A 26,152-nucleotide genomic window follows, 5' to 3' on the forward strand; every position below is an offset into this window, starting at 1 on the left:
CCGTGGCTGCCCGCAACACGGCCCGCAAACGCGCCTTCCAGATCATCTTCGAGGGCGACCAGCGCGGCGCCGAGGTCCTGACCGTCCTCGCCGACTGGGTCCGGCACGCCCGGTCCGACACCCGGCAGCCGCCGGTGAGCGAGTACACGATGCAGCTCGTCGAGGGCTACGCGGAGCACGCGCAGCGCATCGACGAGCTGCTCGCCCAGTACTCGGTCGGCTGGACGCTCGACCGGATGCCGGTCGTCGACCGCAGCATCCTGCGGCTGGGCGCCTACGAGCTGATCTGGGTCGACGAGACCCCGGACGCCGTGGTCCTCGACGAGATGGTGCAGCTGGCGAAGGAGTTCTCCACGGACGAGTCGCCCTCCTTCGTGAACGGGCTGCTCGGCCGACTCAAGGAACTGAAGCCGTCCTTGCGCCGGGAGTAGAAGCGCGCCCCGTAGGGGCGCGGGGAACTGCGCGCTCAGCCCTCGACGGCCCGCGGCCGGCAAGAGACCGCAGCCGGCTGACGAAAAACCGCCGGGGTGGCCGGAACCAACGTTGGTTCCGGCCACCCCGGCGGCACGTTTCTGCGTACCCGCGGAGCGGGTTACGCCTCCTCGTGCGTGGCCACCGCGCGGCGGGCGTCCGCGTCCAGGACGCCCCAGCTGATCAGCTGCTCGGTGAGGACCGACGGCGACTGGTCGTAGATGACGGCGAGGGTGCGCAGGTCGTCCTGGCGGATCGAGAGCACCTTGCCGTTGTAGTCACCGCGCTGCGACTGGATCGTCGCCGCGTAGCGCTGCAGCGGGCCCGCCTTCTCGGCCGGCACCGTGGCCAGCCGCTCCAGATCCAGGACCAGCTTCGGCGGCGGCTCGGCGGCGCCGCCCGGGGTCGTACCCGGCAGCAGCTCCTGCACCGGAACGCCGTAGAAGTCCGCCAGCTCCGCGAGGCGCTGCACGGTCACGGCGCGGTCGCCGCGCTCGTACGAACCGACCACGACCGCCTTCCAACGGCCCTGGGACTTCTCCTCGACACCGTGGAGGGAAAGGCCCTGCTGGGTGCGGATCGCCCGGAGCTTGGCCCCGAGCTGTTTGGCGTATTCGCTGGACATATAGCTCCCCGGCACTGTGTCGACGCGACTCTGGCTGGTTTCCATGCCGCGCGGCTGGTAACTCACTGTGAGGTTACGCAGCGTTACTCTCGTGCGTCAAGCCGAATGGTCCACACCGACTCTTCCGTGGTAGCGAAGATCGGCTACGCCATTGGAGTGATCGGGGGTGTCGCTCCGCGCGCATTGCGGCCTGATAGCCTGAGTGGCGCAATCCGACGTCCTTTAAGGTCCGTCCCGTGAGGCGGAGAAGGAGGTCCGTTTCACATGGACAAGCAGGACACGCAGGACAAGCAGGAACCGCAGTCCGATGCGCGGCCCGTTCTCGAAGGCCCCGACATCGCGCGGGTGCTGACCCGCATCGCCCACGAGATCGTCGAACGCGCCAAGGGCGCCGACGACGTGGTGCTCCTCGGCATCCCGACCCGAGGCGTCTTCCTCGCCCAGCGGCTCTCCGCCAAACTGGAGCAGATCACCGAGCGCAAGATCCCGGTCGGCTCGCTGGACATCACCATGTACCGCGACGACCTGCGCATGCACCCGCCGCGTGCGCTGGCCCGCACCGAGATCCCCGGTGACGGCATCGACGGCCGGCTGGTCGTCCTCGTCGACGACGTGCTCTTCTCCGGCCGCACCATCCGCGCCGCCCTCGACGCGCTGAACGACATCGGGCGCCCCCGCGCGGTGCAGCTCGCCGTCCTCGTCGACCGCGGCCACCGCGAACTGCCCATCCGCGCCGACTACGTCGGCAAGAACCTCCCCACGTCGCTGCGGGAGACGGTCAAGGTCCTGCTCGCCGAGGAGGACGGTCGCGACACCGTGCTGCTCGGCGCCAAGCGGACCGCCCAGTAGCACCGCGGAGCGCACGCCGACGGCGTGCGTCGGCCCGGCACGCCCACGCGCGTACCCGTCTGCCCGATTTCGCCTCATTGAACTGCCTTACGGAGCCTGACAGATGCAGCGTCATCTCATCTCGGCCGCCGACCTCACCCGCGACGACGCCGTCCTGATCCTCGACACCGCCGAGGAGATGGCCCGGGTCGCCGACCGGCCGATCAAGAAACTCCCGACCCTGCGCGGCCGGACCGTCGTGAACCTCTTCTTCGAGGACTCCACCCGCACCCGCATCTCCTTCGAGGCCGCCGAGAAGCGGCTCTCCGCGGACGTCATCAACTTCACCGCCAAGGGCTCCAGCGTCTCCAAGGGCGAGTCCCTGAAGGACACCGCCCAGACCCTGGAGGCCATGGGCGTCGACGCCGTGGTCATCCGGCACGGCGCCTCCGGGGCCCCGTACCGCCTCGCCACCTCCGGCTGGATCGACGCCGCCGTCATCAACGCGGGCGACGGCACCCACCAGCACCCCACCCAGGCCCTCCTCGACGCCTTCACCATGCGGCGCCGGCTGGTCGGCCGGGACGCCGGACTCGGGCAGGACCTGTCGGGACGGCGCATCACCATCGTCGGCGACGTCCTGCACAGCAGGGTCGCCCGCTCCAACGTCGACCTGCTGCACACCCTCGGCGCCGAGGTCACCCTCGTCGCCCCGCCGACCCTGCTGCCGGTCGGCGTGGACACCTGGCCCTGCGAGGTGTCGTACGACCTCGACTCGACGCTGACCAAGTCCGACGCGGTGATGATGCTGCGCGTCCAGCGCGAGCGGATGAACGCCGCGTTCTTCCCCACCGAGCGGGAGTACTCGCGCCGCTACGGCCTCGACGGCGACCGCATGGCGCGGATGCCCGAGCACGCCATCGTGATGCACCCCGGCCCGATGGTCCGCGGCATGGAGATCACCGCCGAGGTCGCGGACTCCGACCGCTGCACCGTGATCGAGCAGGTCGCCAACGGGGTCTCCATCCGGATGGCCGTCCTCTACCTGCTGCTGGGCGGCAACGAACCCGCCGTGACCCACGCCCGTACCACCGAGGAGAAGTAAGAACAATGAGCAAGATCCTGATCCGCGGTGCGAAGGTGCTCGGCGGCGAGCCGCAGGACGTCCTGATCGACGGCGAAACGATCACCCGGGTCGGCACCGGCCTGCCCGCCGAGGGCGCGGAGGTCGTCGAGGCCGGCGGCAAGGTCCTGCTGCCCGGCCTGGTCGACCTCCACACCCACCTGCGCGAGCCCGGCCGCGAGGACTCCGAGACCGTGCTGACCGGCACCCGCGCGGCGGCGAGCGGCGGCTACACCAGCGTCTTCGCCATGGCCAACACCTTCCCGGTCGCCGACACCGCCGGCGTCGTCGAGCAGGTCTGGCGGCTCGGCCAGGAGTCCGGCTACTGCGACGTGCAGCCCATCGGCGCCGTCACCGTCGGCCTGGAGGGGCGGAAGCTCGCCGAACTGGGCGCCATGCACGAGTCCGCGGCCGGCGTCACCGTCTTCTCCGACGACGGCAAGTGCGTCCACGACGCCGTGATCATGCGCCGCGCCCTGGAGTACGTGAAGGCCTTCGACGGGGTCGTCGCCCAGCACGCCCAGGAGCCGCGGCTGACCGAGGGCGCCCAGATGAACGAGGGCGTCGTCTCCGCCGAACTCGGCCTCGGGGGCTGGCCGGCCGTCGCCGAGGAGTCGGTCATCGCGCGGGACGTGCTGCTCGCCGAGCACGTCGGCTCCCGCGTCCACATCTGCCACCTCTCCACGGCGGGCAGCGTCGAGATCGTCCGCTGGGCCAAGTCCCGCGGCATCCGCGTCACCGCCGAGGTCACCCCGCACCACCTCCTCCTCACCGACGAGCTGGTCCGGTCGTACAACCCGGTCTACAAGGTCAACCCGCCGCTGCGCACCGAGCGCGACGTCATGGCCCTGCGCGAGGCGCTCGCCGACGGCACGATCGACATCGTCGCCACCGACCACGCCCCGCACCCGCACGAGGACAAGGACTGCGAGTGGGCCGCCGCCGCCATGGGCATGGTCGGCCTGGAGACCGCGCTGTCCGTGGTGCAGGAGACCATGGTCGACACGGGGCTGCTCGACTGGGCCGGCGTCGCCGACCGCATGTCCTTCACACCCGCGCGCATCGGACGGGCCGAGGGCCACGGCCGTCCCGTCTCGGCAGGTGAGCCCGCCAACCTCACCCTCGTCGACACGGCATACCGTGGTCCCGTGGACCCCGCGGGCTTCGCCTCGCGCAGCCGCAACACCCCGTACGAGGGCCGTGAGCTGCCGGGCCGTGTCACGCACACCTGGCTCCGGGGCAAGGCCACGCTCGTCGACGGGAAGCTCACGTGACACCTGTACTCCTGCTGGCCGCCGAGAAGGAATCGGCGGAAGTGACCGACTGGGCCGCCCGGATCGGCTGGGTCGTCGGACTCGCCCTCTTCGTGGCGCTCGTCTACTGGCTGATGCGCGAGGGCTGGAAGTGGCGCGGCACGCTCCAGGGCGACCTGCCCGAGCTGCCTGGCGCGCCGGACGACCCCGGCCCGGTGAAACTGAGCATGAGCGGCCGCTACCACGGCTCCACCACCGCCGGTCAGTGGCTCGACCGCATCGTGGCGCACGGCCTGGGCACCCGCAGCCGGGCCGAGCTCACGCTGACGGACGCCGGACTGGACGTCGTACGCCCCGGCGCGCACGACTTCTTCGTCCCGGTCGCCGCGCTGCGCGAGGCCCGGCTCGACAAGGGCATCGCCGGCAAGGTCCTCACCGAGGGCGGCCTGCTGGTCGTCACCTGGGAGCACGGCGACAGGCTGATCGACTCCGGCTTCCGCTCCGACCACGCGGCCGAGCACAACGAGTGGGTCGAAACACTGAACGACATGATCAACAAGACGGAAACGGAAGGCGCACGATGACGACCTCCACCCGGGGAGCCGGCAAGGCTCCCGCCGTACTCGTCCTGGAGGACGGCCGGATCTTCCGCGGCCGGGCCTACGGGGCCGTGGGGGCCACGTTCGGTGAAGCCGTGTTCTCCACCGGCATGACCGGCTACCAGGAGACCCTCACCGACCCGTCGTACCACCGCCAGGTGGTCGTGATGACCGCCCCGCACGTGGGCAACACCGGCGTCAACGACGAGGACATGGAGTCCAAGAGGATCTGGGTCTCCGGCTACGTCGTCCGCGACCCCGCGCGCGTGCCCTCCAGCTGGCGTTCCCGCCGCACGCTGGACGACGAGCTGGCCGCCCAGGGCGTCGTCGGCATCTCCGGCATCGACACCCGCGCCCTCACCCGCCACCTGCGCGAGCGCGGCGCCATGCGCGTCGGCATCTTCAGCGGTGACGCCATCCAGGACGACGCCGCTCTGCTGGCCCGTGTCCAGGAAGCACCCCAGATGACCGGCGCCGACCTGTCCGCCGAGGTCGCCACCACCGAGCCGTACGTCGTCCCCGCGATCGGCGAGAAGAAGTTCACCGTCGCCGCCGTCGACCTCGGCATCAAGGGCATGACCCCGCACCGCATGGCCGAGCGCGGCATCGAGGTGCACGTCCTGCCGGCGACCGCCACCGTCGAGGACGTGTACGCGGTCGACCCGGACGGCGTGTTCTTCTCCAACGGCCCCGGTGACCCGTCCACCGCCGACCACCCGGTCTCCGTCATGCAGGGCGTCCTGGAGCGCGGCACCCCGCTCTTCGGCATCTGCTTCGGCAACCAGATCCTGGGCCGCGCCCTCGGCTTCGGCACCTTCAAGCTGAAGTACGGCCACCGCGGCATCAACCAGCCGGTGCAGGACCGTACGACCGGCAAGGTCGAGGTCACCGCGCACAACCACGGATTCGCCGTCGACGCCCCGCTCGACAAGGTCTCCGACACCCCCTACGGCCGCGCCGAGGTCTCCCACGTCTGCCTCAACGACAACGTGGTGGAGGGCCTCCAGCTCCTCGACAAGCCGGCCTTCAGCGTCCAGTACCACCCCGAAGCGGCAGCGGGCCCGCACGACGCCGCCTACCTGTTCGACCGCTTCGTTTCCCTGATGGAGGGCCAGCGTGCCTAAGCGCACCGATATCCAGTCCGTCCTGGTCATCGGCTCCGGCCCGATCGTCATCGGCCAGGCCGCCGAGTTCGACTACTCCGGCACCCAGGCGTGCCGGGTCCTGAAGTCCGAGGGCCTGCGGGTCATCCTCGTGAACTCCAACCCGGCGACGATCATGACCGACCCGGAGATCGCCGACGCCACCTACGTCGAGCCGATCACCCCCGAGTTCGTCGAGAAGATCATCGCCAAGGAGCGCCCCGACGCCCTGCTGCCCACCCTCGGTGGCCAGACCGCGCTCAACACCGCCATCTCGCTGCACGGCAACGGCGTCCTGGAGAAGTACGGCGTCGAGCTGATCGGCGCCAATGTGGAGGCCATCAACAAGGGCGAGGACCGCGACCTGTTCAAGGAGGTCGTCGAGGAGGTCCGCAGGAAGACCGGCCACGGCGAGTCCGCCCGGTCCTACATCTGCCACTCCATGGACGACGTCCTCAAGGGCGTCGAGGAGCTCGGCGGCTACCCGGTCGTCGTGCGCCCCTCCTTCACCATGGGCGGCGCCGGCTCCGGCTTCGCCCACGACGAGGAGGAGCTGCGCCGCATCGCCGGGCAGGGCCTCACCCTCTCGCCGACCACCGAGGTGCTCCTGGAGGAGTCCATCCTCGGCTGGAAGGAGTACGAGCTGGAGCTGATGCGCGACAAGAACGACAACGTCGTGGTCGTCTGCTCCATCGAGAACTTCGACCCCATGGGCGTGCACACCGGCGACTCGATCACCGTCGCGCCGGCGATGACGCTCACCGACCGCGAGTACCAGGTGCTGCGCGACGTCGGCATCGCGATCATCCGCGAGGTCGGCGTCGACACCGGCGGCTGCAACATCCAGTTCGCGGTGAACCCCGAGGACGGCCGGGTCATCGTCATCGAGATGAACCCGCGCGTGTCGCGTTCCTCGGCGCTCGCCTCCAAGGCGACCGGCTTCCCGATCGCCAAGATCGCCGCCAAGCTCGCCGTCGGCTACACCCTGGACGAGATCCCGAACGACATCACGCAGGAGACCCCGGCCTCCTTCGAGCCGACGCTCGACTACGTCGTCGTGAAGGCCCCCCGGTTCGCCTTCGAGAAGTTCCCGAGCGCCGACTCCACCCTCACGACCACCATGAAGTCGGTCGGCGAGGCCATGGCCATCGGCCGCAACTTCACCGAGGCCTTCCAGAAGGCGCTGCGCTCGCTGGAGAAGAAGGGCAGCCAGTTCACGTTCGTCGGCGAGCCCGGCGACAAGGCCGAGCTGTTGCGCGAGGCCGTCCGGCCGACCGACGGCCGGATCAACGCCGTCATGCAGGCCATCCGCGCGGGCGCCACGCCGGAGGAGGTCTTCGAGCACACGAAGATCGACCCCTGGTTCGTCGACCAGCTCTTCCTCATCAAGGAGATCGCCGACGAGCTGGCCGCCGCCCCCGAGCTGACAAGCGAGCTGCTCGCCGAGGCCAAGCGGCACGGCTTCTCCGACCAGCAGATCGGCGAGATCCGCGGCCTGCGCGAGGACGTCGTCCGTGAGGTCCGCCACGCGCTGGGCGTCCGCCCGGTCTACAAGACCGTCGACACCTGCGCCGCCGAGTTCGCCGCGAGGACGCCGTACTTCTACTCCTCCTACGACGAGGAGACCGAGGTCGCGCCGCGCGAGAAGCCCGCGGTGATCATCCTGGGCTCCGGCCCGAACCGCATCGGCCAGGGCATCGAGTTCGACTACTCCTGCGTCCACGCCTCCTTCGCGCTGAGCGACGCCGGGTACGAGACCGTGATGGTCAACTGCAACCCGGAGACCGTCTCCACCGACTACGACACCTCCGACCGGCTCTACTTCGAGCCGCTCACCCTGGAGGACGTCCTGGAGATCGTCCACGCCGAGCAGCAGGCAGGACCGGTCGCGGGCGTCGTCGTCCAGCTCGGCGGGCAGACCCCGCTCGGCCTGTCGCAGGCGCTGAAGGACAACGGCGTGCCGATCGTCGGCACCTCCCCGGAGGCCATCCACGCCGCCGAGGACCGCGGCGCCTTCGGCCGGGTCCTGGCGGAGGCCGGACTGCCGGCCCCCAAGCACGGCACCGCCACCACCTTCGCCGAGGCCAAGGCCATCGCCGACGAGATCGGCTACCCGGTCCTCGTCCGCCCGTCCTACGTGCTCGGCGGCCGCGGCATGGAGATCGTCTACGACGAGACCCGGCTGGAGTCGTACATCGCCGAGTCGACCGAGATCAGCCCCTCCCGGCCGGTCCTCGTCGACCGCTTCCTCGACGACGCCATAGAGATCGACGTGGACGCCCTGTACGACGGCGAGGAGCTCTACCTCGGCGGCGTCATGGAGCACATCGAGGAGGCCGGCATCCACTCCGGCGACTCGGCGTGCGCCCTGCCCCCGATCACCCTCGGCGGCTTCGACATCAAGCGGCTGCGCGCCTCCACCGAGGCCATCGCGCGCGGTGTCGGGGTGCGCGGTCTGATCAACATCCAGTTCGCACTGGCCGGGGACATCCTGTACGTCCTGGAGGCCAACCCGCGCGCCTCGCGCACCGTGCCCTTCACCTCGAAGGCGACCGCGGTGCCGCTGGCGAAGGCCGCCGCGCGGATCTCGCTGGGCGCCACCGTCGCCGAGCTGCGCGCCGAGGGCCTGCTCCCGGCGAACGGCGACGGCGGCGAGCTGCCGCTGGACGCGCCGATCTCCGTCAAGGAGGCCGTGATGCCGTGGTCCCGCTTCCGGGACATCCACGGCCGCGGCGTCGACACCGTCCTCGGCCCGGAGATGCGCTCCACCGGCGAGGTCATGGGCATCGACTCCGTCTTCGGCACGGCGTACGCCAAGTCGCAGGCGGGCGCGTACGGCCCGCTGCCGACCAAGGGACGCGCCTTCATCTCGGTCGCCAACCGCGACAAGCGCTCGATGATCTTCCCCGCGCGGGAGCTGGTGGCGCACGGCTTCGAGCTGCTCGCCACCTCCGGCACCGCCGAGGTGCTCCGGCGCAACGGCATCAACGCCACGGTCGTGCGCAAGCAGTCCGAGGGCCCCGGTCCGAACGGCGAGAAGACCGTCGTCCAGCTCATCCACGACGGCGAGGTCGACCTCATCGTCAACACCCCGTACGGCACCGGCGGCCGCCTCGACGGCTACGACATCCGCACGGCCGCCGTGGCACGGTCCGTGCCCTGCCTGACGACGGTCCAGGCGCTCGCCGCCGCCGTCCAGGGCATCGACGCGCTCAACCGAGGCGACGTGGGCGTCCGCTCACTGCAGGAACACGCGGAACATCTGACCGCGGCCCGCGACTAGCAGCAGCCCGCAGGGGGACACCGGAAACGGTGTCCCCCTCTCCATGAGGACACCATGTACAAGATTCTCTTCACCCTGCTCTTCCGGCGGATGGACCCCGAGCAGGCCCACCACCTGGCCTTCCGCTGGATCCGCCGCGTCGCGCGGATCCCCGGCCTGCGCACCTTCGTCGCCGCCGTGCTCGCCCCCCGCCACGAGGAACTGCGCACCGAGGCCCTCGGACTGCGTCTGCACAGTCCCTTCGGCCTCGCCGCCGGCTTCGACAAGAACGCCGTCGGCATCGACGGCCTGGCGATGCTCGGCTTCGACCACGTCGAGATCGGCACGGTGACCGGGGAGCCGCAGCCCGGCAATCCCAAGAAGCGGCTGTTCCGCCTGGTCGCGGACCGGGCCCTGATCAACCGCATGGGCTTCAACAACGAGGGTTCGCTGGCCGTCGCGGCCCGCCTGGCCTCCCGCACGCCCGTCTTCAGGACGGTGGTCGGCGTCAACATCGGCAAGACCAAGGCCGTCCCCGAGGACGAGGCCGTCGCCGACTACGTGAAGTCCGCCGAGCGGCTGGCGCCGTACGCCGACTACCTGGTCGTCAACGTCTCCTCCCCGAACACCCCGGGACTGCGCGACCTGCAGGCCGTGGACCACCTGCGCCCACTGCTCGCCGCCGTCCGCGAGGCCGCCGACCGGACCGTCCCGGCCCGCCGGGTGCCGCTGCTGGTGAAGATCGCCCCCGACCTCGCCGACGAGGACGTCGACGCGGTCGCCGACCTCGCCGTGGAACTCGGCCTGGACGGGATCATCGCCACCAACACCACCATCGCCCGCGAGGGACTCGGCCTGACGTCCTCGCCCGCCCTCGTCCAGGAGACCGGCGGCCTCTCCGGCGCCCCCCTCAAGGCGCGCTCCCTGGAGGTGCTGCGCCGCCTCTACGCGCGCGTGGGCGACCGGATCACCCTGGTCGGCGTCGGCGGCGTCGAGAACGCCGAGGACGCCTGGCAGCGCATCCTGGCCGGTGCCACGCTGGTCCAGGGGTACAGCGCGTTCATCTACGAGGGCCCCTTCTGGGGCCGCGCCATGCACAAGGGGCTCGCCGCGCGGCTGCGCACCAGCCCGTACGCCACGCTCGCCGACGCGGTGGGCGCCGACGTGAGGACGACGGTATGACCGGCCCGGAACCCTTCGGCGCGCGGCTGCGCCGCGCGATGGACGAGCGCGGCCCGCTGTGCGTGGGCATCGACCCGCACGCCTCCCTGCTCGCCGAGTGGGGCCTGGACGACGACGTCACGGGCCTGGAGCGGTTCAGCCGCATGGTCGTCGAGGCGCTGGCCGACCGGATCGCCGTGCTCAAGCCGCAGAGCGCCTTCTTCGAGCGCTTCGGCTCGCGCGGTGTCGCCGTCCTGGAGAAGACGGTCCGGGAGGCGCGGGCGGCCGGGGCGCTGGTCGTCATGGACGCCAAGCGCGGCGACATCGGCTCCACCATGGCCGCCTACGCCGAGTCCTTCCTGCACGAGGACGCGCCCCTGTTCTCCGACGCGCTCACCGTCTCGCCGTACCTCGGCTACGGCTCGCTCAGCCCGGCCGTCGCGCTGGCCCGCGAGACCGGCACCGGGCTGTTCGTGCTGGCGCTGACGTCCAACCCGGAGGGCGGCGAGGTCCAGCACGCGATCCGCGCCGACGGGCGCACCGTCGGGGCGACCATGCTCGGACACCTGGCCGTCGAGAACGCCGGCGAGGAGCCGCTCGGGTCCTTCGGCGCGGTGGTCGGCGCGACGCTCGGCGACCTCTCCTCGTACGACCTGGACATGGGCGGGCCGATCCTCGCGCCGGGTATCGGCGCGCAGGGGGCCACGGCGGCCGACCTCCCGGCGGTCTTCGGCCGCGCGGTGCGCAACGTCGTGCCGAACGTCAGCCGGGGGGTGTTGCGCCACGGTCCCGACGCGGTCGCTCTGCGTGACGCCGCGGAGCGGTTCGCGGAGGAGATCGGCACCGCCGTGACGCGGGCCTGAACCGGCGGACGGGGGAATCCGTGGTCGCCGGACTCTGGATACATCCTCAAATCCGGGGGATTATGTCTTAAATGTCCGGCCTGGCGGAGGCTGACCAGGACTTTTCCGCAGTTCTCGCTGACTCCGGCGGAGTTGGCCGCTAGTCTCCGACGGAGAGTGAACGGGCGACGGTGTTGCTCGTGACTCCTCAGGTGTGGGGCGACTAGGTTCCTCACCGGTCCGTATCCGACAGTTCGACATCCGAGGTGACGTAGGCGTGGCTCTTCCGCCCCTTACCCCTGAACAGCGCGCAGCCGCGCTCGAAAAGGCCGCCGCGGCTCGCCGGGAGCGGGCCGAGGTCAAGAATCGACTCAAGCACTCCGGCGCCTCCCTTCACGAGGTCATCAAGCAGGGCCAGGAGAACGACGTCATCGGCAAGATGAAGGTCTCCGCCCTGCTCGAGTCCCTGCCGGGCGTGGGCAAGGTCCGCGCCAAGCAGATCATGGAGCGACTGGGCATCTCCGAGAGCCGCCGCGTACGCGGTCTCGGTTCCAACCAGATCGCCTCCCTGGAGCGCGAGTTCGGCAGCACCGGTTCCTGAGTACGGGCCGGTCCGGGGCCGACGTCCCGGGCATCCCGCGATTGCTGGAATAATCGCTGCATGACTGAACGTCCGCGGCTGACCGTGCTCTCCGGCCCCTCCGGGGTCGGCAAGAGCACGGTCGTCGCCCATATGCGCAAGGAACACCCCGAGGTCTGGCTCTCGGTGTCGGCGACGACCCGGGCGCCCCGTCCCGGGGAGCAGCACGGAGTCCACTACTTCTTCGTCACCGACGAGGAGATGGACAAGCTGATCGCCAACGGCGAGCTGCTGGAGTGGGCCGAGTTCGCCGGCAACCGCTACGGCACCCCCCGCGCGGCGGTGCTGGAGCACCTGGAGGCGGGCGTGCCGGTGCTGCTGGAGATCGACCTCCAGGGCGCGCGGCAGGTCCGTGAGTCCATGGCCGAGGGCCGGCTGGTGTTCCTGGCCCCTCCCTCCTGGGAGGAGCTCGTGCGCAGGCTCACTGGCCGGGGCACCGAGTCGCCCGAGGTCGTCGAGCGCCGACTGGAGGCCGCGAAGATCGAACTGGCGGCCGAGCCGGAGTTCGACACCACCCTGGTCAACACCTCCGTCGAGGACGTGGCCCGCGAGCTGCTAGCCTTGATGAACGTCGTGTGATCGTGGGCAGTCGTTCACCGGTCGCGCCGACTGAATCTTTTCCATCCATCGGAAGGTAGAGCGTGTCCTCTTCCATCTCCGCGCCCGAGGGCATCATCAACCCGCCGATCGACGAGCTCCTCGAGGCCACGGACTCGAAGTACAGCCTCGTGATCTATGCGGCCAAGCGGGCCCGCCAGATCAACGCGTACTACTCCCAGCTCGGCGAGGGCCTGCTCGAGTACGTCGGTCCCCTCGTCGACACCCACGTCCACGAGAAGCCGCTCTCGATCGCCCTGCGCGAGATCAACGCGGGACTGCTGACCTCCGAGGCCGTCGAAGGCCCCGTTCAGTAACCGGTCGGCAGGCCGCACCAGCTGCTCGCAGCTGACTTCTCCACAGGCCCGGCAGCACGGCTGCCGGGCCTGTGGTGTCTCATGGGAGTGGTCGCACATTTCCGAGGTCCGGGGAGAGACGGTGGACAAGCCGAAGGTCGTTCTGGGGGTCAGCGGCGGCATCGCCGCGTACAAGGCCTGTGAGCTGCTCAGGCGGCTGACGGAGTCGGGGCACGACGTCCGGGTCGTCCCCACCGCCTCCGCGCTGCACTTCGTCGGCGCCGCCACCTGGTCCGCGCTCTCCGGGAACCCGGTCTCCACCGAGGTCTGGGACGACGTCCACGAGGTGCCGCACGTCCGCATCGGACAGCACGCCGACCTGGTGGTCGTCGCCCCCGCCACCGCGGACACGCTGGCCAGGGCGGCCCACGGCCTGGCCGACGACCTCCTCACCAACACCCTGCTCACCGCCCGCTGCCCGGTCGTCTTCGCCCCCGCCATGCACACCGAGATGTGGGAGCACCCGGCCACCCAGGAGAACGTGGCCACCCTGCGCCGCCGCGGCGCCGTCGTGATCGAACCGGCCGTCGGCCGCCTCACCGGCGCCGACACCGGCAAGGGCCGGCTGCCCGACCCGGGCGAGATCTTCGAGGTCTGCCGCCGGGTGCTGGCCCGCGGCGTCACCGCGCCCGACCTCGCGGGCCGGCACGTCGTCGTCAGCGCCGGAGGCACCCGCGAGCACCTCGACCCCGTCCGCTTCCTCGGCAACCGCTCCTCCGGCAAGCAGGGCTACGCCCTCGCCCGCACCGCCGCCGCCCGCGGCGCCCGCGTCACGCTGATCGCGGCCAACACCGCCCTGCCCGACCCGGCGGGCGTGGACCTCGTCCGGGTCGGGACCGCCGTGGAGCTGCGCGAGGCCGTCCTCGGCGCCGCCGCCGACGCGGACGCCGTGGTCATGGCCGCGGCCGTCGCCGACTTCCGGCCGGCCGCCTACGCCACCGGCAAGATCAAGAAGAAGGACGACCGGGAGCCCGAGCCCATCACCCTGGTACGGAATCCGGACATCCTCGCCGAGATCTCCGGTGACCGGGTGCGCGCCGGACAGGTGATCGTCGGCTTCGCCGCCGAGACCGACGACGTGCTCGCCAACGGCCGCGCCAAGCTGAAGCGCAAGGGCTGCGACCTGCTGGTGGTGAACGAGGTGGGGGAGCACAGGACCTTCGGCTCCGAGGAGAACGAGGCCGTGGTGCTGGGCGCCGACGGCAGCGAGACCCCCGTGGCGCACGGCCCGAAGGAAGCCCTGGCCGAAACCGTGTGGGACCTGGTGGCCGAACGCCTCGGATGAGTGATTCATTCTTCGTCCGCGGTTCCCCGAAACCCGGCTCGTTCGGGGCGTGGCGCCTCTGGCCAACCTCGCCCGGCGTGGGCAGAATGCCCGTGCCGCAGGTCACAGCGCTCTCGCGAGACGAGACAGGGGGACCCGTGGCGAAGCGCGACCGATAAACTGTTCCACGGACGGCGTCGGGTGCAGCCCCCGCCGTCCGCCAATGATCAGCCAGCAGCCGCTGCAACCCCAGGGAGCGTTGTGTCCCGTCGTCTGTTCACCTCGGAGTCCGTGACCGAGGGTCACCCCGACAAGATCGCTGACCAGATCAGCGACACCATTCTCGACGCACTCCTCCGTGAGGACCCGACCTCCCGGGTCGCCGTCGAGACCCTGATCACCACCGGCCTGGTGCACGTGGCCGGCGAGGTCACCACCAAGACGTACGCGGACATCGCGACGCTGGTGCGCAACAAGATCCTGGAGATCGGCTACGACTCCTCGAAGAAGGGCTTCGACGGCGCCTCCTGCGGTGTGTCGGTGTCCATCGGCGCGCAGTCCCCGGACATCGCGCAGGGCGTCGACGCCGCCTACGAGGCCCGCGTCGAGGGCGACGACGACGAACTCGACCGGCAGGGCGCCGGCGACCAGGGCCTGATGTTCGGCTACGCGACGGACGAGACGCCGACGCTGATGCCGCTGCCGGTCTTCCTCGCGCACCGCCTGTCCAAGCGCCTGTCCGACGTGCGCAAGAACGGGACCATCCCCTACCTGCGCCCGGACGGCAAGACCCAGGTCACCATCGAGTACGACGGTGACAAGGCGGTCCGTCTGGACACCGTGGTCGTCTCCTCCCAGCACGCCTCCGACATCGACCTGGAGTCGCTGCTCGCCCCCGACATCCGCGAGTTCGTCGTGGAGCCGGAGCTGAAGGCGCTCCTGGACGAGGGCATCAAGCTCGACACCGAGAAGTACCGGCTGCTGGTGAACCCGACCGGCCGCTTCGAGATCGGCGGCCCGATGGGCGACGCCGGCCTCACCGGCCGCAAGATCATCATCGACACCTACGGCGGCATGGCCCGCCACGGCGGCGGCGCCTTCTCCGGCAAGGATCCGTCCAAGGTGGACCGCTCGGCGGCGTACGCGATGCGCTGGGTCGCCAAGAACGTGGTGGCGGCCGGCCTGGCCGCCCGCTGCGAGGTCCAGGTGGCGTACGCCATCGGCAAGGCGGAGCCGGTCGGCCTGTTCGTCGAGACCTTCGGCACCGCCAAGGTCGACACCGAGAACATCGAGCGGGCCATCGACGAGGTCTTCGACCTCCGCCCGGCCGCGATCATCCGCGACCTCGACCTGCTGCGCCCGATCTACGCCCAGACCGCCGCCTACGGCCACTTCGGCCGTGAGCTGCCCGACTTCACCTGGGAGCGCACCGACCGCGTCGACGCCCTGCGCAAGGCGGCGGGGCTGTAAGCCCCACCCCGCGTCTCCCCGAGGCCCGGCGGCCCCCTTCAGAGGGGCCGCCGGGCCTCGGCGCGTACGGGGCGCCGTACGTACCCGTGCACGCCGCACAAGTACGTGCGGCGCTCGTGGTGCGGCGGCGTCACGGCCCGGTGCGAAGGGCACGGACACTTCCGGGGACGCCGCCCCTCGCGGGTCCGGATCCTGCTGACGGTCCCGGACCGGTACGGCCGAGCGGCCCGAGGCGGAAGCCCCTTCGGACGTCCGTGCCCGGCGCCGATCCCGGGCCCGGCGCCGCTGTCAGTCGCGTTTGGTAAGAATGCAGGCGTGAGCAGCGAGAACGGACAGCCGGAGGGCGGCGCGGAGGGCGCGCCGCCCGAGCAGCTCGCGCTCATCAGGGAGAGCGTGCGCAAGGCCAGGGCGCCCCGGGCCAAACCACGCACCTGGCGCGGCGCCGCACTCGCCGGGGAACTGCCCGTCGCCCGGGTCCTCGTCGACAAGGGCGTGCTCCACCTCGACCGCTACTTCGACTACGCCGTGCCCGAGGAACTGGACGCCGACGCGCAGCCGGGGGTGCGGGTGCGGGTGCGGTTCGGGGCCGGACGGCACCGGGTGCGGGAGGGGCGGCGCGAGGGCGGCGGACTGATCGACGGGTTCCTCGTCGAGCGCCTCGCCGAGTCCGACTACTCGGGACCCCTGGCGGCGCTGGCGCAGGTGGTCTCGCCCGAACCGGTGCTCGGCGAGGAGCTGCTGGGCCTCGCCCGCGCGGTCGCCGACCGGTACGCGGGCAGCCTCGCCGACGTCCTCCAGCTCGCCGTGCCGCCGCGCAACGCCCGCGCGGAGCGACGGCCCTCGCCCGACCCGCTGCCGCCGCCCCCGGCGCCCGCACCCGGCTCCTGGGAGCGGTACGAGCAGGGGCCGGCCTTCCTGGAGTCGCTGGCCTCGGGAGGCGCCCCACGGGCCGTGTGGAACGCGCTGCCGGGGCCGCGGTGGAGCGAGGAACTGGCCCGCGCCGTCGCCGCGACCCTGGCCTCCGGGCGGGGCGCGCTGGTCGTCCTGCCGGACGGGAGGGCCGTGGCCCGCGTCGACGCGGCGCTCACCGAACTGCTGGGGGAGGGACGGCACGCGGTCCTCACCGCCGACGCCGGGCCGGAGAAGCGGTACGCGCGGTGGCTCGCCGTGCGGCGGGGCTCCGTACGGGCCGTCGTCGGGACCCGGGCGGCGATGTTCGCGCCGGTCCGGGACCTCGGGCTGGTCGCCGTCTGGGACGACGGCGACGACAGCCACAGCGAGCCGCACGCCCCGCAGCCGCACGCCCGTGAGGTGCTGCTGCTGCGGGCGGCGCAGGACAGGTGCGGCTTCCTGCTGGGCAGCCGGCACTGCACCGTGGAGGCCGCCCAGCTGGTGGAGACCGGCTGGGCCCGGCCGCTGGTCGCCGGGAGGGAGCGGGTGCGGGCCGCCGCGCCGCTGGTGCGGACCGTGGGGGACGGGGACCTCGCGCGTGACGAGGCCGCCCGCGCGGCGCGGCTGCCGAGCCTCGCCTGGCAGGCCGCCAGGGAGGGGCTGCGGCACGGGCCGGTGCTCGTACAGGTGCCCCGCCGTGGCTATGTGCCGCGGATGGCGTGCGCCGGCTGCCGGGCCCCCGCCCGGTGCCGGCACTGCTCCGGGCCGCTGCAGGCACCGGGGTCCGACGATCTGCGGTGTGAGTGGTGCGGGCGCGAGGAGAGCTGCTGGCACTGCCCCGAGTGCGGCGGGTTCCGGTTGCGGGCCCAGGTGGTCGGGGCGCGGCGGACCGCCGAGGAGCTGGGCCGGGCCTTCCCCGCGGTCCCGGTGCGCACCTCGGGGCGCGAGCACGTACTGGACACGGTGCCGGGGACACCCGCGCTGGTGGTGAGCACCCCCGGCGCGGAGCCGGTGGCCGAGAGCGGATACGCGGCGGCGCTGCTGCTGGACGGGTGGGCCATGCTGGGCCGGCCCGATCTGCGGGCCGGGGAGGACGCGTTGCGCCGCTGGATCGGCGCGGCGGCGCTGGTCCGGCCGCAGTCGGCGGGCGGCACGGTGGTCGTGGTCGCCGAGCCGACCCTGCGGCCCGTGCAGGCGCTGGTCCGGTGGGACCCGGTCGGGCACGCGGTACGGGAACTGGCCGAGCGGGGCGAACTGGGGTTCCCGCCGGTGTCCCGGATGGCTGCGGTGTCCGGGCCGGGCGAGGCGGTGGCCGAGTTCCTCCGCGCGGTGGAGCTGCCCGCGCGGGCGGAGATCCTGGGTCCGGTGCCCCTGCCGGTCACCCCGGCGGGCCGCCCGCGCCGGCCGGGCGCACCGCCCCCCGGCGAGCACTGGGACCGGGCGCTGGTCCGGGTGCCTCCCGGCAACGGCGCCGCGCTGGCCGCCGCGCTGAAGTCCGCCCAGGCGACCCGCACGGCCCGGGGCGGGACCACCCCCGTATGGGTCCGCATCGACCCTCCGGACATCGGCTGAACCCGCCGGGACGTGCCGCGCCCTCCCGGGGGCGGTGCGTCCGGGAGGGCGCGGTGGGGCGGCGAGCGGGGGCTCAGCCGTTGCGGGGGGAGGGCAGGGCCGTCGGGCGTGGGTCGTCGAGGAGGGACGGACTGCCGGCCGTGGGCTGGGTCGGCATGGAGTGGGCCGCGGGGACCGTCGGCACCGTGGTGACGCCGGCGACCGCGTTCACCGTGCGGGTGCCCGGCGCCTCCGCGGCGGCCTCGGCGGCCGCCGACGCCTGGGCGGCGGCGCGGCGGGCGCCGTAGCGGCGGTGGACCGCCTGCTTGGTGACCCCGAGCGCCGAGCCCACGGCGTCCCACGAGAAGCCCAGGGAGCGGTCGAAGTCCACGGCCGCCGTGACCAGGGTCTCGACACTGTCCCGCAGCTCCTGGGCGAGACGGACCGTGGGGGCGGGAGCACGTCCGTAGACGACGAAGCCCGTGGAGGGCCCGGAGCGGCGCGGGCGGTAGACGTTGCCCAGCTGGGCGGTGAGCGTGCGCAGCGCGTCCACCTGCCGGCGGACCCGCTCGATGTCCCGCACCAGCAAGTGCAGGCTGGCCCGAGCCTGGGCGTCGTGGGTTGCGTGGTCGGCCATGAACAAGCCTCTCGAACCGGCGTGAAAGGAATCGGGCCCGTGGCGGGGCCCTTGGTCAACTCTTTCTTGACCAACGCGTAGGCGCTCCGCTGGTCACGGGGTGGGGGCGTGGCGGCATATGCGTACGCCCCCGCGCGGGGTGCGCCTCGGCCCTCGGCCCCGGCGTGTCCGCCACCCGCGCACCATCCGTTCCCGGTGAGTCGGGAGGCGGAGACCTGCCGTGGGGCTGCCTCGCCGTCGGCGGCTCTCCCCGCACGGGTGGTTCCTTCGGCACCCCCATAGACTGGTGCGCCGCCCGTGTCCGTCCTCGCCCGAGAGGCCCCAAGCACCCCATGAAGCTCGTCTTCGCCGGTACCCCCGAGGTCGCCGTTCCCGCACTGGACGCTCTTCTCGCCTCCGGGCGGCACGAGGTGGCCGCCGTCGTCACGCGGCCCGACGCGCCCGCCGGGCGGGGGCGCAGGCTCGTCGCCTCCCCCGTCGCCGAGCGGGCGGAGGAGGCCGGGATCGAGGTGCTGAAGCCGGCGAAGCCCAGGGACCCCGAGTTCCTGGCGCGGCTCGAGGAGATCGCGCCGGACTGCTGCCCCGTCGTCGCCTACGGCGCCCTCCTGCCCAGGGCCGCCCTCGACATCCCCGCCCGGGGCTGGGTCAACCTGCACTTCTCGCTGCTGCCCGCCTGGCGCGGCGCCGCACCCGTGCAGCACGCCATCATGGCCGGCGACGAGATCACCGGCGCCGCCACCTTCCTCATCGAGGAGGGCCTCGACTCCGGGCCCGTCTACGGCACCGTCACCGAGGAGATCCGCCCCACCGACACCAGCGGCGACCTGCTCACCCGGCTCGCCTTCGCCGGCGCCGGGCTGCTCGCCGCCACCATGGACGGCATCGAGGACGGCACCCTGAAGGCCGTACCGCAGCCCGCCGACGGCGTCAGCCTCGCCCCCAAGGTCACCGTCGAGGACGCCCGCGTCGACTGGGGCACCCCGGCGCTGCGCGTCGACCGGGTGGTGCGCGGCTGCACCCCCGCGCCCGGCGCCTGGACCACCTTCCGGGGCGAGCGCCTGAAGATCGTCCAGGCCGCCCCCGTACCGGACCTGACCGACCTCGCGCCCGGGCAGCTGTCCGTCGGCAAGAACAACGTGTACGTGGGCACCGGTTCGTACGCCGTGGAGCTGCTGTGGGTGCAGGCCCAGGGCAAGAAGCCGATGCGGGCGGCGGACTGGGCGCGCGGGGTGCGGATCGCCGCCGGGGAGACCGTCGGCGCCTGACGCCCCCGGATCTCCACGACGTAGGCTGGAGAGCGCACTTCACCCCACATCCGGAGCACTTTTTTCGTGAGCGACCAGCCCCGTCGGCCCCGCAGGCCCGCCAAGCCCTACCGCCGGCCCAAGAAGGACCCCGTCCGCATCCTCGCCTTCGAGGCCCTGCGGGCCGTGGACGAGCGGGACGCGTACGCCAACCTCGTCCTGCCCCCGCTGCTGCGCAAGGCGCGCGAGAACGGCGACTTCGACGCCCGCGACGCGGCGCTGGCCACCGAGCTGGTGTACGGCACGCTGCGCCGCCAGGGGACGTACGACGCGATCGTCGCCGCCTGCGTCGACCGGCCGCTGCGCGAGGTGGACCCGCCGGTGCTGGACGTGCTGGACCTCGGCGCGCACCAGCTGCTCGGTACGCGGATCCCGACGCACGCCGCCGTGTCCGCCACCGTCGAACTGGCCCGGGTGGTGCTCGGCGACGGCCGCGCCAAGTTCGTCAACGCCGTGCTGCGGAAGATCGCGCAGGACGATCTCGACGGCTGGCTGGAGCGGGTCGCGCCGCCCTACGACGAGGACCCCGAGGACCACCTCGCCGTCGTGCACTCGCACCCCCGCTGGGTCGTCTCCGCGCTGTGGGACTCCCTCGGCGGCGGGCGCGCCGGCGTCGAGGAGCTGCTGCGGGCCGACAACGAGCGGCCCGAGGTGACCCTGGTCGCCCGTCCCGGGCGGGCGACGACCACCGAACTGCTCGACGAGGAGGCCGCCGTCGCCGGCCGCTGGTCGCCGTACGCGGTGCGGCTCACCGAGGGCGGGGAGCCGGGCGCCGTCCCGGCGGTCGCGGAGGGCCGGGCCGGCGTGCAGGACGAGGGCAGCCAGCTCGTCGCGCTCGCGCTCGCGAACGCGCCCGTCGAGGGTCCCGACCGGATGTGGCTGGACGGGTGCGCCGGGCCGGGCGGGAAGGCCGCGCTGCTCGGCGCGCTCGCCGCCGAGCGGGGCGCCGTGCTGCTGGCCTCCGAGAAGCAGCCGCACCGGGCCGGTCTGGTGGCGAAAGCGCTCGCCGGGAACCCGGGGCCGTACCAGGTCGTCGTCGCCGACGGGACGCGCCCGCCGTGGCGGCCCGGCAGCTTCGACCGGGTGCTGGTCGACGTGCCGTGCACCGGCCTCGGTGCCCTGCGCCGCCGCCCCGAGGCGCGCTGGCGGCGCCGCCCGGAGGACCTGGACGGCTTCGCCCCCCTCCAGCGCGGGCTGCTGCGCACCGCCCTGGAGTCCGTACGGGTCGGCGGTGTCGTCGGCTACGCCACCTGCTCCCCGCACCTCGCGGAGACCCGGGCCGTGGTCGCCGACCTCCTCAAGCAGTTCCCGGAGGCCGACCTGATCGACGCCCGGCCGCTGCTGCCCGGCGTACCGGATCTGGGCGAGGGCCCCGACGTACAGCTGTGGCCGCACCTGCACGGCACCGACGCGATGTACCTGGCCCTCATCCGTCGGACCGGCTGAGGCTCTCCTCGGGCTCCCTCACCTCGCCGCCGTCCTCGCGGGCCAGCCGGTGCGGCCACCACACCTTCGGGCCCACGTCCAGGAACAGGGACGTGACCAGCACCGACCGCACGACGAAGGTGTCCAGCAGCACGCCCAGGGCGACCGCGAAGCCGATCTCGGCGAACGCGACCATGGGCAGCGTGCCGAGGGCGGCGAAGGTGCCGGCGAGGACCAGGCCCGCCGAGGTGATGACGGCGCCCGTGGCCGCGAGGCCGGTGACCACGCCCGGCCGGGTGCCCTGGCGGGCGGCCTCCTCGCGGATGCGGGTGGTCAGGAAGATGTTGTAGTCGATGCCCAGGGCCACCAGGAAGACGAAGACGAACAGCGGGAAGTCGGTCGACTCGCCCGCGTAGCCGAAGACGTGCCGGAAGGCCAGGGCGCTGAGGCCGAGCGCCGCCGCGAACGACAGGATCACCGTCGCGATCAGCAGCAGCGGGGCGATCAGGGCGCGCAACAGCACGCACAGGATCAGCAGGACGACCACCAGCACCAGCGGGATGATCAGCCTGTTGTCGTGGGCGGTCGCCTCGTCCATGTCCAGCAGCGCCGCCGTACCGCCGCCCACCTGCGCGTCGGCGTCCGGTACCGCGTGCACGGCGTCACGGACCCGCTCCACGGTCTGCTTGGCCGCCTCGCTGTCCGACGGGGCGGTCATGGTGGCCTCGAAGAGCACCTTGCCCTCGAACGACGGCTTCGTGCCCGGGGGAAGCCCGAGGGACTCCGGGACGACCCCCTCCGTACCGGCGACCGCGCGGCCGACCTGCTCGGCCTGCGCCCGGTTGCCGACGACGACCAGCGGATCGCCGCTGCCGGCCGGGAAGTACCGCGCGGAGACCTCCTGCCCGGTGATCGAGTCCGGTTTCCCGGTGAACGCGTCCGCGTTGCCGATGCCCTCCGCGCGGAGCTGGACCAGGCCCAGCGAGCAGACCGCCAGCACCACCGTCGTCACACCCCAGACCAGGCGCGGGCGGCGGGCGATGCGGCGGCCCGTGCGCGCCCACACGCCCCGCTCGGTCGGATCGGGGGCGCCGTGGTGCGGGATCACCGGCCAGAAGATCCACCGGCCGCAGACGACCAGCAGCGCCGGGAACAGCGTCAGCATGGCCAGCAGGGCGACCGCGACACCGATCGCGGCGACCGGGCCGAGTCCCCGGGTGGAGTTCATCTCGGCGGTCAGCAGCACCAGCATGCTCAGGACGACGGTCGCGCCGGAGGCGAGCACCGCCGGACCCGCGCGGTGCAGGGCCAGCGCCATCGCCTCGTGCCGGTCCTCGTGCCGGCGCAGCTCCTCCCGGTAGCGGGCGACCAGCAGCAGGGCGTAGTCGGTGCCCGCGCCGAAGACCAGCACGGTGAGGATGCCGGCGCTCTGCCCGTTGACCGTCAGCCCCGCGTACTCGGCCAGGAAGTAGATCAGGGCCTGCGCCGTGAACAGCGCGCAGATCACCGCGAGCAGCGGCACCAGCAGCAGGGTGGGGCTGCGGTAGGTGATCAGCAGCATCACGACGACGACGGCCATCGCGGACAGCAGCAGCGTGGAGTCGATGCCCTCGAACGCCTCGGCGAAGTCGGCGGACGTGCCGCCGGGGCCGGTGATGTGCACGGCGAGTCCGTCACCGCTCCCGCCGACGTGGTCGCGGACGGAGTCGACCGCGGGGCCGATCCGCTCCCAGCCCTGCGCGTCCATCGTGATCGGCACGAAGACCTGCGCGGCACGGGGGCCGGCCTCCCGGTCGAAGACCGGGCCGAGGGTCTCGTCGCCCCTGACGCCGTGGTCGTCCAGCCGCTCGAGCTGCTCCACGTCCTCGGCGATCCGCGCCCGGTCGGCGGCCGTCAGCCCGCTGTCCCGCGCGTAGACCACGATCGCGGGGATCTGCTCGGGCCGGAAGCCCTCGGAGATCTCCAGCACCTGCGTGGACTCGGCGGACCCCGGCAGCCACGACGCCGCGTCGTTGTCCTGCGCGTCGGCCAGCTTCTGGGCGAACGGTGCCGTCAGGAGCAGCACCACGACCCACAGCCCGAGCACCAGCCACTTGGAGCGCCGCCCGCACACGAGACGCGCGACACCACGGCCACCTGTCATGGAGACCTCCGCAAGAGCGCCCCCAGAGGGGCGCGGGGCAGCAACGTCCGGGGCTTCGCCGAGCGGGCACGGGCGGCGACGACCGGCCCGCGGACCACGCACGACCGTCCCCGCACGGGACCCACGCACACAACCCCCGGAGGGCATGGCAGTCTTGACGCATGGCCCCGCAGATCAGCCCCAGCATCCTGTCCGCCGACTTCGCCCGCCTCGCCGACGAGGCGAAGGCGGTGGAAGGAGCCGACTGGCTCCACGTCGACGTCATGGACAACCATTTCGTCCCGAACCTCACGCTCGGCGTGCCGGTCGTGGAGTCGCTCGCCCGCGCGACGGACACCCCGCTGGACTGCCATCTGATGATCGAGGCCCCCGATCGATGGGCGCCCCAGTACGTGGAGGCGGGGGCCGGTTCGGTCACCTTCCACGTCGAGGCGGCCACCGCGCCCGTACGGCTCGCCCGGGAGATCCGCGCCAAGGGCGCCCGTGCCTCCATGGCGCTGAGGCCGGCGACCCCCGTCGAGCCGTACGAGGACCTGCTCCCCGAACTCGACATGCTGCTGATCATGACGGTCGAGCCGGGGTTCGGGGGCCAGGCCTTCCTCGACATCATGCTTCCGAAGATTCGCCGCACCCGCGAGTTGATCAACAAGCACGGTCTCGAGCTCTGGCTCCAGGTCGACGGCGGGGTCTCGGCGTCCACCATCGAGCGGTGCGCCGACGCCGGCGCCGACGTCTTCGTCGCGGGTTCCGCCGTGTACGGGGCGGCGGACCCGGCCGAGGCGGTACGTGCACTGCGCAACCAGGCCGAGGCCGCGACGGCCAAGGCGTCGTGGGCATGCGACCACTGAGCGTCAGGAACATGAACGGCGCCCGGCAGGGCTGATCGACCGCGCCGGATCTGCAAGGATGAACGGCGAATCCAGAGTGTGAACAGCAGTGAGGAGATCGCCGTGTCGGGTATGTCGGCGGGCCGGTCAGCCATGCGGATGGGACCCGCTGAGCTGGTGCAGGCGGCGGCCATGGCCCGCCGCTTCTACCTCGAGGGCAAATCCAAGATCCAGATCGCCGAGGAGTTCGGCGTCAGCCGCTTCAAGGTGGCCCGGGTCCTGGAGACCGCCCTCGAACGGGATCTCGTGCGGATCGAGATCCGCGTGCCGGCCGAGCTGGACGCCGAGCGCTCCGACGCGCTCCGCGCCCGGTACGGCCTGAGGCACGCCGTCGTGGTCGAGTCCCCGGCCGAGGCCGCGGAGACACCCGACCCCGAGAACCTGGGAGAGGTGGCCGCCGACCTGCTCGGTGAGCTGGTCAACGAAGGGGACGTGCTGGGCCTGGCCTGGGGCAGGTCCACCATCCACATGGCGGCGGCCCTGGACCGGCTGCCGCCCTGCACGGTCGTGCAGCTCACGGGCGTGTACGACGCCGGGACCGCCGAGCGCGGCTCGGTGGAGGCCGTGCGCCGCGCCGCGCAGGTGTCGGGCGGCGACGCCCACCCCATCTACGCGCCGATGCTGCTGCCGGACGCGGCCACCGCCCAGGCGCTGCGCCACCAGACCGGCATCGCGCGGGCCTTCGAGTACTTCGACAAGGTCACCGTCGCCTGCGTCTCCATCGGTTCCTGGGAGCCGGGCATCTCCACGGTGCACGACATGCTCAGCGACGAGGAGCGGGCGCACTACGCCTCCCTCGGTGTCGCCGCGGAGATGTCCGCGCACCTCTTCGACGCGGAGGGGCGCCGGGTCGGCCGGGACCTGGGGGAGCGGTGCATCACGGTCAAGACCGACCAGCTGCGCCGGGTTCCCGAGGTCGTCGCGATCGCGGGCGGTCAGCGCAAGGGGCCCGCGATCGACGCCGTACTGCGCTCCGGTCTCGTCACCAGCCTGGTGACGGACACGTCGGCCGCGGACTACCTGATGACGGCGGGGACCACCCCGCGGTCCGCCCTCAACCGCGCGGACCCGGACGGCCCCTGACGGCGGGTGAGGCGGGGGCGGGCCCGGCGGCATCGCCGCACGGTGCCGCGACAGGCCCTGCTCCCGCGTCCCGCCCGCCCTGCCGGCCGGCCGCTCGTCCGCCGGTGACGACGGGCCGGCGCCCGCGTGGGCCGACGGCACGGACACCGTCCGGACAGCCGGTCCGCCCGCCGGGGCGTGCCGCACCCCGGAGCCCGTCGACGCGGGTGGCCCCCTTCCCGCACGACCGGGACGGCGCCGTCCTCGGCGACTTCGAGGGCCTGCGGCCCCGGCACGGACGCGGTTGCCCCCGCCGACCGGTTCGGCCGCGACGGGGACGTCCTCGCCGACTCCCTCTCCGATCACACCGTCCGGCTCGAGGGAGCCGTGGAACGAGGGCCGCTGATCGTCGTACGCGGCCGGCGGGCGTACGCGGCGGCGCGTTCCGCAGAGTGGGCGACCGCCCGGGACGTGTTCGCCGAGACGGCCGGCCTGACGCCGCCCCCATCGTGGCCCCGACCCTTGGAGGATCCTCCGAGCAGGGCTCTGACCAGCCTGGACGATCCGCCCGGAGATGGCGCTCCGGTCGACATGGGACAATGAAGTACGTGCTCTTCCC

The 26,152-nt window shown here is 72.6% G+C and carries 23 protein-coding genes; 20 read left to right on the forward strand and 3 right to left on the reverse strand.

What is annotated here, in order from left to right:
* Positions 1-2 precede the first annotated feature (2 nt).
* Positions 3-431: a transcription antitermination factor NusB gene (gene nusB / locus AB0A94_RS20635; protein ID WP_217129985.1), complete on the forward strand. Its 429-nt coding sequence runs from the start codon at positions 3-5 to the stop codon at positions 429-431.
* 161 nt (positions 432-592) lie between these two features.
* Here nusB and bldD read toward each other — a convergent pair whose 3' ends face one another.
* On the reverse strand, positions 593-1,096 hold the full coding sequence (gene bldD, locus AB0A94_RS20640; RefSeq protein ID WP_014671524.1) for a transcriptional regulator BldD: 504 nt from the start codon (positions 1,094-1,096) through the stop codon (positions 593-595).
* Between the two features lie 264 nt (positions 1,097-1,360).
* On the opposite strand from bldD, the gene pyrR reads away from it, so the two are divergent.
* The 14 genes from pyrR (at position 1,361) to AB0A94_RS20710 (ending at position 18,096) form a co-directional block, all read left to right on the forward strand.
* Positions 1,361-1,945, forward strand: coding sequence for a bifunctional pyr operon transcriptional regulator/uracil phosphoribosyltransferase PyrR (pyrR, locus tag AB0A94_RS20645; RefSeq protein WP_361746228.1), 585 nt, complete (start codon positions 1,361-1,363; stop codon positions 1,943-1,945).
* Positions 1,946-2,048: 103 nt separating this feature from the next.
* Entirely contained in the window at positions 2,049-3,029 is a 981-nt protein-coding gene (locus AB0A94_RS20650; RefSeq protein ID WP_361746230.1) for an aspartate carbamoyltransferase catalytic subunit, read from the forward strand.
* A gap of 5 nt (positions 3,030-3,034) precedes the next feature.
* A complete protein-coding gene (locus AB0A94_RS20655; protein ID WP_361746231.1) occupies positions 3,035-4,321 on the forward strand; it encodes a dihydroorotase in 1,287 nt (428 codons plus the stop codon).
* Positions 4,318-4,884 carry a hypothetical protein gene (locus tag AB0A94_RS20660; protein WP_361746233.1) on the forward strand — a complete coding sequence of 189 codons (567 nt, stop codon included), beginning with the start codon at positions 4,318-4,320 and terminating at the stop codon, positions 4,882-4,884. The genes AB0A94_RS20655 and AB0A94_RS20660 overlap by 4 nt, the downstream gene beginning before the upstream one ends.
* On the forward strand, positions 4,881-6,023 hold the full coding sequence (carA, locus tag AB0A94_RS20665; protein WP_361746235.1) for a glutamine-hydrolyzing carbamoyl-phosphate synthase small subunit: 1,143 nt from the start codon (positions 4,881-4,883) through the stop codon (positions 6,021-6,023). Before AB0A94_RS20660 ends, carA begins: the two co-directional genes overlap by 4 nt.
* Positions 6,016-9,324, forward strand: coding sequence for a carbamoyl-phosphate synthase large subunit (gene carB / locus AB0A94_RS20670; RefSeq protein ID WP_361746237.1), 3,309 nt, complete (start codon positions 6,016-6,018; stop codon positions 9,322-9,324). Before carA ends, carB begins: the two co-directional genes overlap by 8 nt.
* Before the next feature lie 54 nt (positions 9,325-9,378).
* On the forward strand, positions 9,379-10,485 hold the full coding sequence (locus AB0A94_RS20675) for a quinone-dependent dihydroorotate dehydrogenase (RefSeq protein ID WP_361746239.1): 1,107 nt from the start codon (positions 9,379-9,381) through the stop codon (positions 10,483-10,485).
* Positions 10,482-11,327 (forward strand): orotidine-5'-phosphate decarboxylase, encoded by an 846-nt coding sequence (pyrF, locus tag AB0A94_RS20680; protein ID WP_361746241.1) that lies wholly within the window; start codon positions 10,482-10,484, stop codon positions 11,325-11,327. Before AB0A94_RS20675 ends, pyrF begins: the two co-directional genes overlap by 4 nt.
* A 256-nt stretch (positions 11,328-11,583) precedes the next feature.
* On the forward strand, positions 11,584-11,907 hold the full coding sequence (locus AB0A94_RS20685; RefSeq protein WP_003977346.1) for an integration host factor: 324 nt from the start codon (positions 11,584-11,586) through the stop codon (positions 11,905-11,907).
* A gap of 60 nt (positions 11,908-11,967) precedes the next feature.
* Positions 11,968-12,525, forward strand: a complete 558-nt coding sequence (gene gmk, locus AB0A94_RS20690) for a guanylate kinase (protein WP_217129976.1) — start codon at positions 11,968-11,970, stop codon at positions 12,523-12,525.
* Between the two features lie 62 nt (positions 12,526-12,587).
* Positions 12,588-12,860, forward strand: a complete 273-nt coding sequence (gene rpoZ / locus AB0A94_RS20695; RefSeq protein ID WP_187823194.1) for a DNA-directed RNA polymerase subunit omega — start codon at positions 12,588-12,590, stop codon at positions 12,858-12,860.
* A gap of 121 nt (positions 12,861-12,981) precedes the next feature.
* Positions 12,982-14,184 (forward strand): bifunctional phosphopantothenoylcysteine decarboxylase/phosphopantothenate--cysteine ligase CoaBC, encoded by a 1,203-nt coding sequence (gene coaBC, locus AB0A94_RS20700; RefSeq protein WP_361746244.1) that lies wholly within the window; start codon positions 12,982-12,984, stop codon positions 14,182-14,184.
* 240 nt (positions 14,185-14,424) lie between these two features.
* Positions 14,425-15,633 (forward strand): methionine adenosyltransferase, encoded by a 1,209-nt coding sequence (gene metK, locus AB0A94_RS20705; RefSeq protein WP_361746246.1) that lies wholly within the window; start codon positions 14,425-14,427, stop codon positions 15,631-15,633.
* 315 nt (positions 15,634-15,948) lie between these two features.
* Entirely contained in the window at positions 15,949-18,096 is a 2,148-nt protein-coding gene (locus tag AB0A94_RS20710) for a primosomal protein N' (RefSeq protein WP_361746248.1), read from the forward strand.
* Positions 18,097-18,169: 73 nt separating this feature from the next.
* Here the strand turns inward: AB0A94_RS20710 and AB0A94_RS20715 are convergent, their stop codons facing one another.
* Positions 18,170-18,712: a hypothetical protein gene (locus AB0A94_RS20715; protein ID WP_361746249.1), complete on the reverse strand. Its 543-nt coding sequence runs from the start codon at positions 18,710-18,712 to the stop codon at positions 18,170-18,172.
* A 332-nt stretch (positions 18,713-19,044) separates the two neighbouring features.
* Between AB0A94_RS20715 and fmt the strand changes: the two genes are divergently transcribed.
* Positions 19,045-19,977 (forward strand): methionyl-tRNA formyltransferase, encoded by a 933-nt coding sequence (gene fmt, locus AB0A94_RS20720; RefSeq protein ID WP_361746251.1) that lies wholly within the window; start codon positions 19,045-19,047, stop codon positions 19,975-19,977.
* 66 nt (positions 19,978-20,043) lie between these two features.
* Positions 20,044-21,462 (forward strand): transcription antitermination factor NusB, encoded by a 1,419-nt coding sequence (locus AB0A94_RS20725; RefSeq protein ID WP_361746253.1) that lies wholly within the window; start codon positions 20,044-20,046, stop codon positions 21,460-21,462.
* Here AB0A94_RS20725 and AB0A94_RS20730 read toward each other — a convergent pair.
* Positions 21,443-23,584: an MMPL family transporter gene (locus tag AB0A94_RS20730; RefSeq protein ID WP_361746255.1), complete on the reverse strand. Its 2,142-nt coding sequence runs from the start codon at positions 23,582-23,584 to the stop codon at positions 21,443-21,445. The two genes, AB0A94_RS20725 and AB0A94_RS20730, sit on opposite strands and share 20 nt — an antisense overlap.
* 161 nt (positions 23,585-23,745) lie before the next feature.
* Here AB0A94_RS20730 and rpe point away from each other — a divergent pair, with 161 nt between their 5' ends.
* The 3 genes from rpe to AB0A94_RS20745 all read left to right on the forward strand — a co-directional run bounded on the left by rpe (position 23,746) and on the right by AB0A94_RS20745 (position 26,136).
* Positions 23,746-24,432 (forward strand): ribulose-phosphate 3-epimerase, encoded by a 687-nt coding sequence (gene rpe / locus AB0A94_RS20735; protein ID WP_361746257.1) that lies wholly within the window; start codon positions 23,746-23,748, stop codon positions 24,430-24,432.
* 78 nt (positions 24,433-24,510) lie between these two features.
* Entirely contained in the window at positions 24,511-25,554 is a 1,044-nt protein-coding gene (locus tag AB0A94_RS20740; protein WP_217129967.1) for a sugar-binding domain-containing protein, read from the forward strand.
* Positions 25,555-25,731: 177 nt separating this feature from the next.
* Positions 25,732-26,136, forward strand: coding sequence for a barstar family protein (locus AB0A94_RS20745; RefSeq protein ID WP_361746259.1), 405 nt, complete (start codon positions 25,732-25,734; stop codon positions 26,134-26,136).
* Positions 26,137-26,152: the final 16 nt, after the last annotated feature.

It is taken from the genome of Streptomyces sp. NPDC044984 (assembly GCF_040646935.1).
Classification (GTDB): Bacteria; Actinomycetota; Actinomycetes; order Streptomycetales; family Streptomycetaceae; genus Streptomyces.